Genomic DNA, 15421 nt, shown 5'->3' on the forward strand with positions numbered 1-15421 from the left:
TGGAGGATTAGCTCAGCTGGGAGAGCACCTGCCTTACAAGCAGGGGGTCGGCGGTTCGATCCCGTCATCCTCCACCATATAAAATAATGAATAGTATCATCGCGGGGTGGAGCAGTCTGGTAGCTCGTCGGGCTCATAACCCGAAGGTCGCAGGTTCAAATCCTGTCCCCGCAACCAATGGTCCCGTGGTGTAGTGGTTAACATGCCTGCCTGTCACGCAGGAGATCGCCGGTTCGACCCCGGTCGGGACCGCCATTTTAAGGCTCGGTAGCTCAGTCGGTAGAGCAGAGGACTGAAAATCCTCGTGTCGGCGGTTCGATTCCGTCCCGAGCCACCATTTTCAAATGAATAACGCCGGCTTAGCTCAATTGGTAGAGCAACTGACTTGTAATCAGTAGGTTGGGGGTTCAAGTCCTCTAGCCGGCACCATGTAAGTTTCGGAGGGGTAGCGAAGTGGCTAAACGCGGCGGACTGTAAATCCGCTCCTTCGGGTTCGGCAGTTCGAATCTGCCCCCCTCCACCATTTACATTTTATATAGGGGCATAGTTTAACGGTAGAACAGAGGTCTCCAAAACCTCCGGCGTGGGTTCGATTCCTACTGCCCCTGCCAAAACAGCATGGCGGCTGTGGCGAAGTGGTTAACGCATCGGATTGTGGCTCCGACACTCGTGGGTTCGATTCCCATCAGTCGCCCCATTTTTAAAATATTACTTTACAAAATAAATGAATCGTGATAATATACTAAATGTCTTGATTGATAATTTTAAGTAATAAAATAACAAATACATCATATTAATGTATTAATTATTCGGTGGGCTATAGCCAAGCGGTAAGGCAACGGACTTTGACTCCGTCATGCGCTGGTTCGAATCCAGCTAGCCCAGCCATTTTTGCGGAAGTAGTTCAGTGGTAGAATACAACCTTGCCAAGGTTGGGGTCGCGGGTTCGAATCCCGTCTTCCGCTCCAAATTTAATATGGCGGCATAGCCAAGTGGTAAGGCAGAGGTCTGCAAAACCTTTACCACCGGTTCAAATCCGGTTGCCGCCTCCATATTTTGCCGATGTGGCGGAATTGGCAGACGCGCACGACTCAAAATCGTGTTCCGTAAGGAGTGTCGGTTCGACCCCGACCATCGGTACTGATAAGACGAGATTAACTCGTTTTTTTTTTGCTTATTAAACGTGAATATATTGTAATATCAAGCGTTCCTACATAGTGGGGACGCTTTTTTATGTATTCTCCTTTGTAAATTATCGTCTCATACGTTACCTATTACGCATTAATGTAATTCTGTCTAATCGTACGAATTAGGTCTTATTCGTCGAAAGGGGAAAGACGTAGCAATGTTTTAGGCGACGGAGAATGAGCTATTGTGCGGCAAGAAACTGAAACGTTTGATGACGTGGTGAGCCTCTTTCTTAAAGAGTGTGGTATGTGCAATCTTAGGATCCTACACAATGCGATATTATCGTAACGAACTCACAATTAGTGTAAATAAAAAAGCCATAGCGGTGTATGGCTTTTCTTTCTAACTATTATATTGTTATGCTTGTTGTACTGGTGTGTCACCTTTATTGTAAGCAGGTGCAGGAAGATCAGCGTGACTTTCTTGTACTTGAACGGAACCATTATCAGGTTTTGATATGAAATGGTCTGCGTGGGTAGCTTGCTGTGTTTCAAAAGAATTACTTAAGCCAAAAGAAAGAACTCCAACAACAGATAAACCAACAGTAATAGCACCTAATTTTTTCATTATTTTAACGCCCCTTTACTTAATAGTTTGTGCTTAGCTTCGTAACATGTATTAAAATAATCGCTGACTTTTTCATGATTATTCAACTTACGAAACTCAACAGCTAACAATTCTCCATATTCCTCAACATAGTCCCATAATCCTTCTTTCTCAAAATAAGAAATTCCTTCTTTTACCACTTCCTCCACTAAATTAATTGAAAGTCCCTCATTTAATGCTTTTAAAATGTTGAAATGATAGATATATTCTTCGTTTCCTGTTTCAGAACAAATTTTTAAACCTCTTTCAATTAATTCTTGTGCAATACTTGTTTCACCTAGTTTATAATGTTCTCTAGCTTGTAGAAAATTGGCTTTGAAATGATTAGGAATTTTCCCTGTTACTTCAGATAAATGACGAATAGCTAAAGTAGATAAATTTTGAGTAGCATATAATAAGCCTAAATTATGCCTAACTACTAAAATTAATCTTTCTTCATTATATTTCTGTAAAATATCGACTGCACGATTTAAATGCTCTTCAGCTTGCTCGAACTGTTTTAAAAATATACATGCAGTTCCTAAAGTATTTTCGCATGCGGCCATTTTAATTTCATATCCAGCATGTTTCGAAAATACCTCTTTAGCTTTGTTAGTATATTGAATGGACGCTAACATCTTAGAAGTATGATGATTAAATACAGCGAACTTTTGATTAAATTCAGCCTTTTCTAATTCATCAGGGATATACTTTAACAATGTTTCAGCTTTTTCATAATGTTCTCTTGCTTCATTATTATTCCCGAATATAAGGGCATGTTCAGCTTTGAAAAAATGGTAGTAGTAAGATGTAATCTCATTTGTTGGCCTGTTAAAAGACTCAATTTCATCAAAGCTATCTTTTGTGATACTCAATCTATCGGTCAAAAGTTTATATCTAAAATCAAGTAATAAATAATAAAATAATAGATTTTCATCTTCTTTAATACTAGCAATTTTCTCTTCAATTTCTTGTTTTAAATTAGCTGCTTTTTCTACTTGTTGCTGTAACATAACTTGATACCAATCATTTAACAGCTTTGAAATCTGTTCACTCCCTTTTATTTGAACGTTCATGAAATCCCCTACCTTTTTTCTGAATATTATTATAAATAATATCATAATTACATTTAATGGGAGTTAAAATTGTATATTTCTCAATAATTGTCTGACAATTTTAATTTTCAATGCAATATCGAATGGGAATTGTGCTACAAGAAAAATTCATTTTTTGCATTTAGTAGGTCAAATGGCTTGCATAACACTAACAATTCATGTAACATCTGAAAGGTTAGAATAGTTGTCAAAACCGGCAACTTACCTAATATGAATGTAAAAGTGATCATGAATAACTTACCAAGTGTTTTCTACTGTGATAGAAGACGCTTTTTTCTTTCCAGGGTTTTAAATTACAAATTTGTAAGGAAGTTGTAAGAGAAATCAATTGGATATTTTTTAAAATACAGGTATTCTTAAATTAAGAGCAATGAATGCTGAAAGAAATGAGGTGTCTCTTGTGAAGGAACGAATGGCATATCGCACTGCTTTGAATCATCATATTTCTTTAGCACCGATAGCAAAGTTTATTTTTAAAGCCCTTATATTATTATTATTGCTTAGTGGTGTACTATTGTTTGCTGGAAATAAAATGATTGAAAGCAAGGATATAAGTAAGTTAGCAGTACCTGCTCATTTTGAGTTACCAGAGCAACTAGGGAATGCATTTATCGCAACGGAAGATAAGAGATTCTATCATCATAATGGATTAGACTATATTGCAATTGTTAGAGCTACAGTAGAGAATATAAAGGCTGGTGGTGTTGTACAAGGTGGTAGTACAATTACTCAGCAGCTTGCAAAGAATGTTTTTTTAACAAATGACCGAACGTTTTCTCGTAAATGGAATGAAGTTTTTTATGCTAAAAAAATTGAGCGAACATTTACGAAAAATGAGATTTTAAAACTTTATGTAAGCAACATTTATTATGGAGAAGGAGCATGGGGAATTGAGAAAGCTGCGAAACTTTATTTTGGTAAGCAGGTGGATCAATTAACATTAAGTGAAAGTGCTATGTTAGCAGCCATTGTAAAAGCACCAGCTTATTATTCTCCAATACAAAACTATGATAAGGCTGTTGAAAGACGTAATATTGTGTTGAAGCTCATGGAGCGAGAAGGATATATTACTCATGCTGAATATGTACAAGCTAGAAGTGAAAAGCTTGTTATTCATCATGATATTCCTAATAAACCAATAGAACGTGAGAAAGCTGTGAGTTAAGAGTGAGTTCAAAAAGAATTCACTCTTTTTTTCATGAAGAAGAAAAACGGGACACAATATTGTCACATTTGTTTGATTTTGTCTATTTTACGAACAACTTCAATGGACTGTTTATATGAGAGTTGATATCATAAATATTGTATGTATAGGACATACAAAGAATAAAACATTAAAGAGGAATGTATATGAAGTCAAAAAATATTATGATTCTCGGTGTTATTTTTTCTATCGCGGTGCTTATTGTAATTGGGACTATCGCGTACAGTCTTGTGAATGATAAGAAAGAAAAAGGGAAAGATACGTTTTTATATGGCTCCCAGCAATCTATAGGAGAGAAAGATGCTCCGATTCATATTGTTGAATTTGGAGATTTCAAATGTCCAGCTTGTCGTACATGGGATGTAACTGTATTGCCACGCTTAAAGGAAGAGTATATTAATAAAGGGAAAGTTCAGCTTCATTTCATTAATTTTCCTTTTATCGGAAAGGACTCTAATCTAGGTGCAGCAGCTGGAGAAGCGATTTATAAGCAAGATCCAAAAGCGTTTTGGACATTTTATGATGAATTATATCAAAAGCAAGATCAAAAGAATGAAAAAGAAGAGTGGATTACAGAAGATCTAGTCGTAGATATAGTAAAACAAAAGCTACCTACGATTGATGTAGAGAAGTTTAAAAAGGATTTAAAGAGTAAGGAAATAAAAGATGTAGTGCAGAAAGATTTTGATCTTGCGCAAAAGTTAAAAGTACAAGGTGCGCCATCTATATATGTAAATGGTAAACTTGTTAATCCAGATTATGATAGTATTAAGGCGGCAATTGATAAAATTACGAAAAAGTGATGATATATTCATCACTTTTTCGACTTTTTTCGATAAATTTATTGCACCACCTTATATTACATGCTATACTTCTTAACATAAGTTAACAAGAAATTAATATTTTCTTCATATTTGCGGGTGTAGTTTAGTGGTAAAACAAGAGCCTTCCAAGCTCTGGTCGAGAGTTCGATTCTCTTCACCCGCTCCAGAAATTATTCCGAATTATTATTATTATTGTGATCAACGCAGTGTTTCGTTTCTCAGATAAACGAAGCATTGCGTTTTTTTACGTTTTGAGTGCATGAATATATGAAAAAATAGTAATGTGTAAAATGAAATGCATCTTATAAGGAGAGTAAACGTGAATTTTGAACAATTAAAACAAGATGTTATTGCGTATAGTAAAACAATTGGTATTGATAAGATAGGCTTTGCGAGTGCAGCGCCATTTGAGGAATTAAAACAACGCCTTATTCAGCAGCAACAATTAGGATACCAGTCAGGTTTTGAAGAGTCAGATATAGAAAAGAGAACGAACCCGGAGTTATTATTACCAGGTGCAAAATCAATTATTGCCATTGCATTGGCGTATCCTTCGAAGTTGAAAAATGCACCACTAAGCAAACGTGGAGAAAGACGAGGCATTTTTTGCCGTGCTTCTTGGGGACAAGATTATCATTTAGTTTTGCGCGATCGCCTGGAGAAGCTGGAGGCATATTTAATCGAACGTTTACCAAATATAGAAGTTAAATCTATGGTAGATACGGGAGAATTAAGCGATAGAGCTGTTTCAGAGCGAGCAGGTATTGGCTGGAGCGGAAAGAACTGTTCCATTATTACGCCGGAATTTGGCTCGTATGTATATTTGGGCGAGATGATTACAAATATTCCGTTTCCACCAGATACTCCAATTGAAGATCAGTGCGGGAGCTGTACAAAGTGTATTGACGTTTGTCCGACAGGGGCGCTTGTCCAAGGAGGACAATTAGATTCTCAAAAATGTATTGCATTTTTAACGCAAACGAAAGGATTTCTTCCGGAAGAATATCGAGAGAAGATCGGAAATCGCATTTATGGATGTGATACGTGTCAAACTGTTTGTCCTAAAAACAAAGGGATAGATTTTCATAATCATCCAGAAATGGAACCGGATCCTGAACTCGTAAAACCGTTATTAAAACCTCTTCTCACCATTAGTAATCGTGATTTTAAAGAAAAGTACGGGATTATGTCTGGATCGTGGCGCGGGAAAAAACCGTTACAGCGAAATGCGATCTTAGCACTTGCTCATTTTAAAGATGAAACGGCCATTCCGGATTTAATTGCTGTAATGAAAGAAGATCCTCGTCCTGTTATTCGCGGAACAGCAGCGTGGGCATTAGGGAAAATCGGCGGAGAAGGTGTGCAAGAGGCGATTGAAAAAGCGAAAGAACGGGAAAAAGATGAAGAAGTCCTTCATGAGATGAATCGTGGACTTGAATTATTAACTGAGAAAAAATAGCAGATTATCCCTCGGTCCCTCATATTGTAATAAGGGGAGGGGAGACTCTATGTCTGTAAAACAGTATCTTCAACAGTGTCTGCAAAGGCAATTGGATTATATAACAAATAAACGTATGAATGAGCCAGAAATTTCAGATGATATTGTTGACATGTTACACCGTAAAAAGAAGCTCTTTAATAGGCGGAATGCTGAGATTGTAAAAAGCAATGCTAACGTATCTTTTATTAGACAGTTAAAAGGTGTTAACTATGATGAAGTGGATTATCAAATTCATTTTCAGTATTTTATTCGTCATCAACATTTATTTTATGTAGAGGAAGAACAGATGGAGAGACGTTTACGATTAGAAGATGGATGTGTCAAGCAAGATATTGCAATTGGAACACCGATAGATGAACAGAAAATTGGAACGTTAGAACGTGAAGCAATAAAGGGAAAAGGACAATATATTCCATACAGTTATGATCGCTTAGAGGCAGTGAAATATGCAGAGCGGTGGTGGGATGATCGGAATCCAGCTTATCAAAACTTCCAAGATAATTGTACAAATTTTATTTCGCAATGTCTGCATGCTGGTGAAACACCAATGACTGGATTTCCGAATATTCGCAGTGGATGGTGGCAGCAAAATCGCCAATGGAGCTGGAGTTGGGCGGTTGCTCATTCTTTTCATTGGTACTTATCAAGTGATTCTCTAGGACTTCGAGCAAAGCAAGTTGAGAAACCACAGGACTTAATGCTTGGAGATATCATTGTATATGACTTTGAAAATGATGGAAGATGGAATCATACGACAATTGTCGTGGCAAAAGATGCAAATGGTATGCCTCTTGTAAATGCACATTCTGCCAATAGTCGCAGACGCTATTGGGATTATGAAGATTCAAGTAAGTATACACCGCAAATGAAATATAAGTTTTTTCATATTCTTGATAATGACTAGAGATTTTTTATCCAAGTGGTATAATACGTAGTAGAAAAAGATTGAGGTGAACATTGTGGGAATACATGTTGTTTTATATCAACCAGAAATTCCAGCGAATACAGGGAATATTGCGCGTAGTTGTGCAGCAACGGGTGCAGAATTACACTTAATTAGACCGCTTGGATTTTCTACTGACGATAAAGCGTTAAAGCGTGCTGGATTAGATTATTGGGAGCACGTAAAAATTACGTATTATGACTCTATTGAGGAATTTTATGAAAAAAATGCAAATGGTGAGTTTTTCTACTTAACAAAGTATGGAGAGAAAGCACACACAACATTTGATTACAGCAACGTAGAAAAAGATTATTATTTCGTATTTGGAAGAGAAACAAATGGTCTTCCAGCAAATGTGATTGAAGAGAATTTTGATCATTGCTTACGCATCCCAATGACTGACAAAGTCCGTTCTTTAAACTTATCTAATACTGCAGCTATTTTAATTTATGAAGCATTACGTCAACAAAACTTTCCAGGATTAGATGTAGAAATCGTTTATTAAAAGCCATCATATGATGGCTTTTTTTTTTAGAAAATAAATAACTTTTAATAACACTCTTGCTATAAGGGGTTCCGCCGCATGCCCATCAACCTAACAAAAATAAACTACCTTAAAATGATAAAACTGAGCAACTCAGGCAAAAAACTTGCTTTGGGGAATAAGTGCCCAGTTCGTAAAAGGCTATTCCAAATCGTAGCTACAATAAGGACAAGCCAGTTTTGGCTTGTCCTTATTCCATGCCGCCCAGCGAATTCAAACGGCAATCACATAAAGCCGCTATTCGCCCTAAATCTATCACCCCTGCCACAACGCAGGCTTTGTCACCATGAACCATAGCATCGCCATTAAAAGAACAATGTAAATCCAAACAGAACGCCGCAACAATTGAATCAAGGCGTCCTTGTCTTGGCCAGTCTCGCTGAATTTCCGAATGGTCGGCGAAAAGGCGCGGGCCAGGAAAAATAATGAACTCGCCATGAGAATAAGGGTCATCACTATCCAAGGGGTCTTCCAAGTCCAAGGGCCCGCCAGTACAAGTAGAACCCCGGATACAACCAGTACATGCCCGGCATGCTTGGCCAGCTTGACCGAAAATCGGAATACATCCAGATAAGCGTGCTGCGCGTGGGCCTCTGAAGCCCGCAGTTTTTTGATGAGCGGAAGCAATACAAAAAACGGGCCGATGGATAAGATTGCACTGAAAATATGTACATACAGAAGCAGTCGATACAACATGTCCATCCTTATATCACATTAACCTTCGATGGGACGGAACTCATGAACCCAAACTCTCATTTTTGGCAGCCACGGCATGCCAGGGTGAAGAGACAGGATAGATTGCTTATATTCCTCCACATTCGCATAGCCTTCTTGACGGGCATGCTCATCAGTCAATTCGCCAAGTGACTGCGAGTAGACTTTTTCCACAACATACCGGTGACCTTGAAGCTCCATCACTTCCCCGACATCCGCATATCTCCCGTTGCGGCGAGTAGCCGTTTTCTGTCCTGCAAGCACTTTTTCAATGTCCTCCTGAATCGTGATAAGACGTTCAATCGTACATGTTTTTGGCGGTAAAGCGTTCGTTTCATTTTGGTTTGTCATCTGGGTCACTCTCCTTTTTTCATTTAAGCATAAGCCAACTTTATCATATAAAAAAATTATTCTATATAGCAAGTTTCTACATTAATAGGGATAAAAAAATTTTATACAATGTTTATACGATAAACACCAATAATGGGAAAAAGCAACGATTGGTTTTGGTGCAAAAACCTCAAGATAATTGTAATTAATCTCTGAATCTTGGACATATTGATACTAGTACTCTAAAAAGGGATGTAATCGGTATGGAAAATCAAAATTTGTTCAAATGGAAGCATTATCTGTCTGGTATTATTTTACTAACCGTGAGATGGTACCTACACGGTACAACCTCAGTTTTCGTGATTTGGTGGAAATGATGGAGGGATTTTATAACAGATAAAAAGCGATGAGCAGGCTCATCGCTTTTTATTTTGTTCTTGGCTTATCATTGTACCCTGATGTAAAAATAGCAGTAAGAAATGTGAGCGTAACACCTAAAATTAATAAAAGTTTCATAAATAATAGCCCCCATTCATATTTATCTCTATCATTTGTATTATATCGAATTTTCTTTCAATTTTGGTAATAAACTTTATAAAGAATGTGTATAATTTCATTTTGATTCGCACGAATGTTTAAGGACATCCTCGCATACTTTTATAATAATCCGCTTGAACAAGGAGATGGGGGAGGAGCTATAATGGATATTTTAAAGAAAATTGAACAGCACCGGGAAGCAGAAGAGCGTTTAAAGTGGGAAGGGACATTTGCTGACTATTTAGAGATTCTGAAGGAAAGACCAGGGGTGGCACAAACAGCACATTCTCGTATTTATAATATGATAAAGGATGCTGGAATTGAGGAAGTAGACGGCAGAAAAAAATATAACTTCTTTAGTAATCAATTATTTGGATTAGAAGAAGCCTTAGAGCGCCTTGTAGAAGAATATTTTCATCCATCTGCAAAACGATTAGATGTAAGAAAACGAATTCTATTATTGATGGGACCAGTTAGCGGCGGAAAATCTACATTAGTTACAATGTTAAAGCGTGGATTAGAGGCATATTCACATACTGATCGCGGGTCTGTCTTTGCTATAAAAGGTTGCCCGATGCATGAAGATCCGCTTCATCTAATTCCGCATCATTTACGTAATGACTTTTATGCAGAGTATGGAGTGCGGATTGAAGGGAATTTATCGCCATTAAATTTAATGCGTCTAGAACAAGAGTACGGCGGTAGAATTGAAGATGTAATCGTCGAGCGCATTTTCTTCTCGGAAGATCGCAGAACAGGGATTGGAACATTTAGTCCATCTGATCCGAAATCACAAGATATTGCTGATTTAACAGGTAGTATTGATTTTTCTACTATTGCTGAATTTGGTTCAGAATCTGACCCGCGCGCTTACCGTTTTGACGGGGAGTTAAATAAAGCAAACCGCGGAATGATGGAATTTCAAGAGATGTTAAAATGTGATGAGAAATTTTTATGGCATTTATTATCACTGACGCAAGAAGGAAATTTTAAAGCAGGTCGATTTGCATTAATCTCCGCAGATGAGCTAATTGTTGCTCATACGAATGAAACAGAATACCGTTCCTTTATTTCGAATAAGAAAAATGAAGCACTTCATTCTCGGATTATTGTAATGCCAATTCCATATAATTTACGGGTAAGTGAGGAAGAGCATATTTATGAGAAAATGATTCATGAAAGTGATGTTTCCGATGTGCATATTGCACCGCATACCCTACGCGTCGCAGCGATGTTTACCATTTTAACACGCCTAAAAGATCCGAAGCGGTCAGACATCGATTTAATTAAGAAAATGCGTTTATACGATGGTGAAATGGTAGAAGGATACAATTCCATTGATATAGAAGAATTGCAGCGGGAATACCAAGATGAAGGTATGAGTGGGATTGATCCGCGTTATGTCATTAACCGCATTTCTTCGACGATTATTCGTAAAGAAGTAGCATCAATTAATGCATTAGATGTACTACGTTCTTTAAAGGATGGATTAGACCAACATCCATCTATTAGTAATGAAGATCGGGAACGCTATATGAATTTCATTTCATTAGCGCGTAAAGAATATGATGAAATTGCGAAGAAAGAAGTACAAAAAGCATTTGTATATTCATATGAAGAATCAGCGAAGACACTGATGGATAATTATCTAGATAACGTAGAGGCATATTGCAATAAATCGAAACTGCGTGACCCGTTAACGGGAGAAGAAATGAGTCCGGATGAAAAACTAATGCGTTCGATTGAAGAACAAATTGGTATTTCCGAAAACGCAAAGAAAGCATTCCGCGAAGAAATATTAATTCGTATCTCTGCATATGCTCGCAAAGGAAAGCGGTTTGATTATAATTCACACGAACGCCTTCGCGAAGCAATCCAGAAGAAACTATTCGCTGATTTGAAAGACGTTGTCAAAATCACAACATCAACGAAAACACCAGATGAAAATCAATTGAAGAAAATTAATGACGTTGTAGCACGATTAATCGATGAACACGGCTACAACTCCACATCTGCAAACGAATTACTCCGTTATGTAGGAAGCTTATTAAATCGATAATCATCATAACAGAAAAGCTGTCTCTTACTTGAGACAGTTTTTTTGTATCCTTTATGTAAAACATTTCTATGAACGGCCAGATACCCTTGTCCTCTAAAAAAGAAAGAGGTTTTCAAATTCTCTTCGCTGCTATGAAAAAACAACATGTCCTGAACTCGTATGCTCCCTCTGTTTAAAACATGGCAAGTGGCAAAAACAGGCCCTGACCGCACCTATACACGGTCAGAAGCACTCGCCCTCCCAAAAAAAGAAAAGGTTTTTTAATTCGTTTTTCAACTTGTATATATAAGTCCTGCTTGTCCACTATGAATAAATTAAAATGCAATCTTATGAATTTATTTGTCAATTATTTTCACAACTAGCATATGATAGAGTAACCAACCATTCATACAGAAAAAAGCCAACACAATACAATATGTTGCATAGCCGTAAAGTGTGCAACAATGCATTGTGTTTCTTTCTAAATTATGAAAGTGTATGCATTCATTGTGTATTTTTTAACTAAAAAATTTATGTTTTAAAATGTGTTTTCATGAAAGTATAAAAAACTATGTAAGGAGGGAAAGGAATGACAGAAGAAAATCAAAATAATTATACGATCTCCCAGGAAAATTGGTCCCTCCATCGTAAAGGACACGATGATCAGCAACGTCATCAAGAAAAAGTACAAGAGGCAATAAAAAATAATTTACCAGACCTTGTTACAGAAGAAAGTATTATTATGTCCAATGGCAAGGATGTTGTAAAGATACCAATTCGTTCACTAGATGAATATAAAATTCGTTATAACTATGATAAAAATAAGCATGTTGGTCAAGGGACAGGTGATAGTAAAGTCGGTGATGTTGTAGCGAGAGATGGATCGAGCGGTCAAAAACAAAAAGGACCAGGAAAAGGGAAAGGCGCCGGGGACTCTGCAGGGGAAGACTACTACGAGGCAGAAGTATCGATTTTAGAGCTAGAGCAAGCATTTTTTAAAGAATTAGAGCTTCCTAATTTACAGCAGAAAGAAATGGATGAAAATCGCATTGAACATATTGAATTTAACGACATTCGCAAAATGGGCCTTTGGGGAAACATTGACAAAAAACGGACGATAATCTCTGCTTATAAACGAAATGCAATGAATGGGAATCCAGCCTTTCATCCAATTAAACGAGAAGATTTAAAATTCCGTACGTGGAACGAAGTCTTGAAACCAGAATCGAAAGCCGTTGTGTTAGCAATGATGGATACGAGCGGTTCAATGGGACTTTGGGAAAAATATATGGCTCGCAGTTTCTTCTTCTGGATGTCTCGTTTTTTACGTACCAAATATGAAACAGTTGATATTGAATTTATCGCACACCATACAGAAGCAAAAGTTGTTACAGAAGAAGAATTTTTCTCAAAAGGTGAAAGCGGTGGAACCATTTGTTCATCAGCATACAGAAAAGCATTAGAATTGATCGACACAAAATATTCTCCAGAACGCTATAATATCTATCCATTCCATTTCTCAGATGGAGACAATTTAACTTCTGACAATGCACGTTGTGTCAAACTGGTGCAGGAGTTGATGAAAGTATCTAATATGTTTGGGTATGGAGAGGTGAACCAGTACAACCGCCACAGTACACTCATGTCAGCATATAAAAACGTAAAAGATGAGAAGTTCCGCTATTATATTTTAAAACAAAAAGCTGACGTGTTTCATGCGATGAAGAGCTTTTTCCGTGAAGAATCGAAGGAGAAGATGGCTTGAACCCCTAAGTGCAGGGGTTTTTTTGTTTTTAAATGAAATGAAAAGGCTGTGCCAAGAGATTATTGAATAATGACATTTTGACACAGCTCACCTACTATAAATTAGGTGGGAATTACGATAATATATTTTGTGATTTTTTGATGAAGGTAAAAAAATCATTTTGTTTCTTTAAGTTATAAAGTTTTTAATAAAAAATAATGGATATATCATTAAAGATAAGTTAAATGCCCAAAATGCAATAGCTTGTAATCCAAGGCAAAAAGTTAATATAGGTGAAATTAAAGCGTAGGAGCTTTAAGAAGATTGTTTTTTTGTTAAAAAGATATATACTGTGCTATCTTTTACTTGGCTAAGGAGTTAATGGACATTCTGTATTCATCTCTCGTAGAGAATGCAATGAAATATTGAATAGAAAGTGCAAGAGTCTTGGACTATTTGGAGTAGTTTAGGGTATAACATGTTAGGCTATATCCCCAATTTTATCTATATCTCACCTATCCATTCATGCCCTATATAAATAAAAGCGAAGTCTTAAACAGGACTTCGCTTTTTCGACGTACGATGAATTACGGAAGTTAATAACAATCGTAAAAAGTGTACAACTTTTTGTTAGAATAATTTAATCTTAAAAAAACTTTGCAACAGAACCAACGAAACCAGCCGCTCCTGTTACAAGGATTTTCATGGGCGAGCAACCCCTATATAGTGTAAACCATGTTTTACTATTTCATTTTGTTCAATACAATTGCGGCCATCAACGATTTTGTATCCCCGCATTAATTTTTTTACTTGTTGCCAATCAAGTGTTTTAAATTCGTCCCATTCTGTGGCAATAATGATACAATCTGAATTTGTAATAGAAGGTTCCAATTCAGTATGTTGTGTAACTTGTTTTTTTACATGAGAAGGGAGATGGGCTTTGGGATCATAGGCATGAATCTCGTAACCGAGCGGAATTAATTTTTCAATAAGTGTTACAGCGAGAGAGTAGCGTGTATCATCTGTATTTGGTTTAAAAGAAATCCCTAAAATTGTTAATCTTTTTGACGAAGGATCTTTTAAATTGTTTTTGATTTTTTCAATGTAGAGATCTACTTGTGTCGAATTGATAGACTGCACAGCTTGTAAAATAGGGACTGGTACTTGTTTACTATTTGCTGTGTGAATTAGTGAATTCAAATCTTTTGGAAAACACGATCCTCCATAACCAAGTCCTGCTTGAAGAAAATGGGGATTAATTCGGAAGTCATACCCAATTCCTTTTGCTACTTCAGTAATATCAATGTGATAAGCATCGCAAATTCTGGAAATTTCATTTATAAAAGATATTTTCGTAGCTAAAAACGCATTCGATGTGTATTTAATCATTTCCGCGCCATTTAAACTTGTATGAAAGAATGGAGCTGGAATGCCTTTATATAATGCTTGCATAATTTCTAGTGACTTTGTGTCATCTTTTTGTATACCTACGACGGTTCTATCGGGAAAGAGCATGTCATGAACAGCAGATCCTTCACGAAGAAATTCGGGATTAGAAACGATATTAAAAAGTGAGGATTCTACACCTTTTTTTATAAGCATTTCGTGCATGAGTTGATTGGTACCTGGTGGAACTGTACTTTTCATGATAATGGTTTTATATGATTGTATCGTTTGAGCTAACATATCAATAATAGAGTAAATATATTTTAAATCCGTTTTTCCATTTGGCATGGAAGGAGTTCCTACAGCAATAAGAATAACTGGTGTTTGTTCAATAACTTGACTAATATCATTACGGAATTGTAACCGACTCTGATTTTTGTGCATAAGTTCTGCTAAACCTGGTTCATAGATAGGATATTCTCCTTTTTGGAGAGTATCAATTTTATTTTGATCTTTATCAACGCAAATAACATGATGTCCTAAATTGGCTAATACTACTGCTGATGTTAGTCCAACATAGCCAGAGCCAATAATACATATATCCATAAAATAATCATCCTTCTGAAATTAATACTAGTCCTTACTGTATCCCGCTATTTGCGGACAGTAAGACTCCCACCTCAAAATTCGGTGACAGCATTGTCCAGCTCTAGCGGCTAGAATCTCCGGCCGTTTCGCCTTCTCGGACGAGGCAAAAAGCGCCTCTCT

The 15421-nt window shown here is 36.9% G+C and carries 12 protein-coding genes, 13 tRNA genes and 2 pseudogenes; 21 read left to right on the forward strand and 6 right to left on the reverse strand.

Going from position 1 to position 15421, the window contains the following annotated elements:
* Position 1 precedes the first annotated feature (1 nt).
* The 12 genes from BR72_RS12795 (at position 2) to BR72_RS12850 (ending at position 1140) form a co-directional block, all read left to right on the forward strand.
* Positions 2 to 77: transfer RNA gene (locus tag BR72_RS12795), tRNA-Val, on the forward strand.
* Positions 78 to 100: 23 nt separating this feature from the next.
* Positions 101 to 177 (forward strand) — tRNA-Met (locus BR72_RS12800).
* A 2-nt stretch (positions 178 to 179) separates the two neighbouring features.
* Positions 180 to 255 (forward strand) — tRNA-Asp (locus tag BR72_RS12805).
* A 6-nt stretch (positions 256 to 261) separates the two neighbouring features.
* Positions 262 to 337, forward strand: a tRNA-Phe gene (locus BR72_RS12810).
* Between the two features lie 16 nt (positions 338 to 353).
* Positions 354 to 429, forward strand: a tRNA-Thr gene (locus tag BR72_RS12815).
* Positions 430 to 439: 10 nt separating this feature from the next.
* A tRNA-Tyr gene (locus tag BR72_RS12820) sits at positions 440 to 523 on the forward strand.
* 14 nt (positions 524 to 537) lie between these two features.
* Positions 538 to 611: transfer RNA gene (locus tag BR72_RS12825), tRNA-Trp, on the forward strand.
* A 10-nt stretch (positions 612 to 621) separates the two neighbouring features.
* A tRNA-His gene (locus BR72_RS12830) sits at positions 622 to 697 on the forward strand.
* A 116-nt stretch (positions 698 to 813) separates the two neighbouring features.
* Positions 814 to 888: transfer RNA gene (locus tag BR72_RS12835), tRNA-Gln, on the forward strand.
* A gap of 5 nt (positions 889 to 893) precedes the next feature.
* Positions 894 to 968: transfer RNA gene (locus tag BR72_RS12840), tRNA-Gly, on the forward strand.
* A 10-nt stretch (positions 969 to 978) separates the two neighbouring features.
* A tRNA-Cys gene (locus tag BR72_RS12845) sits at positions 979 to 1052 on the forward strand.
* Between the two features lie 6 nt (positions 1053 to 1058).
* Positions 1059 to 1140: transfer RNA gene (locus tag BR72_RS12850), tRNA-Leu, on the forward strand.
* Positions 1141 to 1545: 405 nt separating this feature from the next.
* Here the strand turns inward: BR72_RS12850 and BR72_RS12855 are convergent.
* Positions 1546 to 1755 carry a Phr family secreted Rap phosphatase inhibitor gene (locus BR72_RS12855; protein WP_035433511.1) on the reverse strand — a complete coding sequence of 70 codons (210 nt, stop codon included), beginning with the start codon at positions 1753 to 1755 and terminating at the stop codon, positions 1546 to 1548.
* On the reverse strand, positions 1755 to 2849 hold the full coding sequence (locus BR72_RS12860) for a response regulator aspartate phosphatase (RefSeq protein ID WP_035433512.1): 1095 nt from the start codon (positions 2847 to 2849) through the stop codon (positions 1755 to 1757). The genes BR72_RS12855 and BR72_RS12860 overlap by 1 nt, the downstream gene beginning before the upstream one ends.
* A gap of 451 nt (positions 2850 to 3300) precedes the next feature.
* On the opposite strand from BR72_RS12860, the gene BR72_RS12865 reads away from it, so the two are divergent.
* The 6 genes from BR72_RS12865 to trmL all read left to right on the forward strand — a co-directional run bounded on the left by BR72_RS12865 (position 3301) and on the right by trmL (position 7865).
* On the forward strand, positions 3301 to 4053 hold the full coding sequence (locus tag BR72_RS12865) for a transglycosylase domain-containing protein (RefSeq protein WP_371261902.1): 753 nt from the start codon (positions 3301 to 3303) through the stop codon (positions 4051 to 4053).
* A gap of 185 nt (positions 4054 to 4238) precedes the next feature.
* Positions 4239 to 4895 carry a DsbA family protein gene (locus BR72_RS12870; protein WP_035433514.1) on the forward strand — a complete coding sequence of 219 codons (657 nt, stop codon included), beginning with the start codon at positions 4239 to 4241 and terminating at the stop codon, positions 4893 to 4895.
* A gap of 113 nt (positions 4896 to 5008) precedes the next feature.
* Positions 5009 to 5082, forward strand: a tRNA-Gly gene (locus BR72_RS12875).
* A gap of 153 nt (positions 5083 to 5235) precedes the next feature.
* Complete coding sequence (queG, locus tag BR72_RS12880; RefSeq protein ID WP_035433515.1) at positions 5236 to 6375, forward strand: tRNA epoxyqueuosine(34) reductase QueG; 1140 nt, start codon at positions 5236 to 5238, stop codon at positions 6373 to 6375.
* Between the two features lie 49 nt (positions 6376 to 6424).
* On the forward strand, positions 6425 to 7321 hold the full coding sequence (locus tag BR72_RS12885) for an amidase domain-containing protein (RefSeq protein ID WP_035433516.1): 897 nt from the start codon (positions 6425 to 6427) through the stop codon (positions 7319 to 7321).
* A 55-nt stretch (positions 7322 to 7376) separates the two neighbouring features.
* Positions 7377 to 7865: a tRNA (uridine(34)/cytosine(34)/5-carboxymethylaminomethyluridine(34)-2'-O)-methyltransferase TrmL gene (gene trmL / locus BR72_RS12890; RefSeq protein WP_035433517.1), complete on the forward strand. Its 489-nt coding sequence runs from the start codon at positions 7377 to 7379 to the stop codon at positions 7863 to 7865.
* A gap of 294 nt (positions 7866 to 8159) precedes the next feature.
* Here the strand turns inward: trmL and BR72_RS12895 are convergent, their stop codons facing one another.
* Both BR72_RS12895 and BR72_RS12900 read right to left on the reverse strand, forming a co-directional pair.
* Complete coding sequence (locus BR72_RS12895) at positions 8160 to 8600, reverse strand: DUF2269 family protein (RefSeq protein WP_081904879.1); 441 nt, start codon at positions 8598 to 8600, stop codon at positions 8160 to 8162.
* Positions 8601 to 8618: 18 nt separating this feature from the next.
* Positions 8619 to 8969, reverse strand: coding sequence for an ASCH domain-containing protein (locus tag BR72_RS12900; RefSeq protein ID WP_035433519.1), 351 nt, complete (start codon positions 8967 to 8969; stop codon positions 8619 to 8621).
* A 242-nt stretch (positions 8970 to 9211) separates the two neighbouring features.
* Here BR72_RS12900 and BR72_RS26420 point away from each other — a divergent pair.
* From BR72_RS26420 to yhbH, 3 genes and pseudogenes are all read left to right on the forward strand, one after another.
* Positions 9212 to 9330, forward strand: a pseudogene (locus BR72_RS26420) (IS6 family transposase); the annotation flags it as partial.
* A gap of 318 nt (positions 9331 to 9648) precedes the next feature.
* A complete protein-coding gene (locus tag BR72_RS12905; protein ID WP_035433520.1) occupies positions 9649 to 11544 on the forward strand; it encodes a PrkA family serine protein kinase in 1896 nt (631 codons plus the stop codon).
* A 568-nt stretch (positions 11545 to 12112) separates the two neighbouring features.
* Positions 12113 to 13288, forward strand: coding sequence for a sporulation protein YhbH (yhbH, locus tag BR72_RS12910; RefSeq protein ID WP_035433521.1), 1176 nt, complete (start codon positions 12113 to 12115; stop codon positions 13286 to 13288).
* Between the two features lie 168 nt (positions 13289 to 13456).
* Here yhbH and BR72_RS27350 read toward each other — a convergent pair.
* Positions 13457 to 13576, reverse strand: a pseudogene (locus BR72_RS27350) (DUF5360 family protein); the annotation flags it as partial.
* Positions 13577 to 13969: 393 nt separating this feature from the next.
* Complete coding sequence (locus tag BR72_RS12915) at positions 13970 to 15259, reverse strand: UDP-glucose dehydrogenase family protein (protein ID WP_035433522.1); 1290 nt, start codon at positions 15257 to 15259, stop codon at positions 13970 to 13972.
* Positions 15260 to 15421 lie beyond the last annotated feature (162 nt).

It is taken from the genome of Bacillus sp. UNC322MFChir4.1, from assembly GCF_000746135.1.
Classification (GTDB): domain Bacteria; phylum Bacillota; class Bacilli; order Bacillales; family Bacillaceae_G; genus Bacillus_A.

Excerpts from the sequence above, each read along its gene's own strand:
- BR72_RS12855 (WP_035433511.1), bottom strand. The coding sequence starts at position 1,755 with ATGAAAAAATTAGGTGCTATTACTGTTGGTTTATCTGTTGTTGGAGTT.
- BR72_RS12860 (WP_035433512.1), bottom strand. The coding sequence starts at position 2,849 with ATGAACGTTCAAATAAAAGGGAGTGAACAGATTTCAAAGCTGTTAAAT.
- BR72_RS12865 (WP_371261902.1), top strand. The coding sequence starts at position 3,301 with ATGGCATATCGCACTGCTTTGAATCATCATATTTCTTTAGCACCGATA.
- BR72_RS12870 (WP_035433514.1), top strand. The coding sequence starts at position 4,239 with ATGAAGTCAAAAAATATTATGATTCTCGGTGTTATTTTTTCTATCGCG.
- BR72_RS12885 (WP_035433516.1), top strand. The coding sequence starts at position 6,425 with ATGTCTGTAAAACAGTATCTTCAACAGTGTCTGCAAAGGCAATTGGAT.
- BR72_RS12895 (WP_081904879.1), bottom strand. The coding sequence starts at position 8,600 with ATGTTGTATCGACTGCTTCTGTATGTACATATTTTCAGTGCAATCTTA.
- BR72_RS12900 (WP_035433519.1), bottom strand. The coding sequence starts at position 8,969 with ATGACAAACCAAAATGAAACGAACGCTTTACCGCCAAAAACATGTACG.
- BR72_RS12905 (WP_035433520.1), top strand. The coding sequence starts at position 9,649 with ATGGATATTTTAAAGAAAATTGAACAGCACCGGGAAGCAGAAGAGCGT.
- yhbH (WP_035433521.1), top strand. The coding sequence starts at position 12,113 with ATGACAGAAGAAAATCAAAATAATTATACGATCTCCCAGGAAAATTGG.
- BR72_RS12915 (WP_035433522.1), bottom strand. The coding sequence starts at position 15,259 with ATGGATATATGTATTATTGGCTCTGGCTATGTTGGACTAACATCAGCA.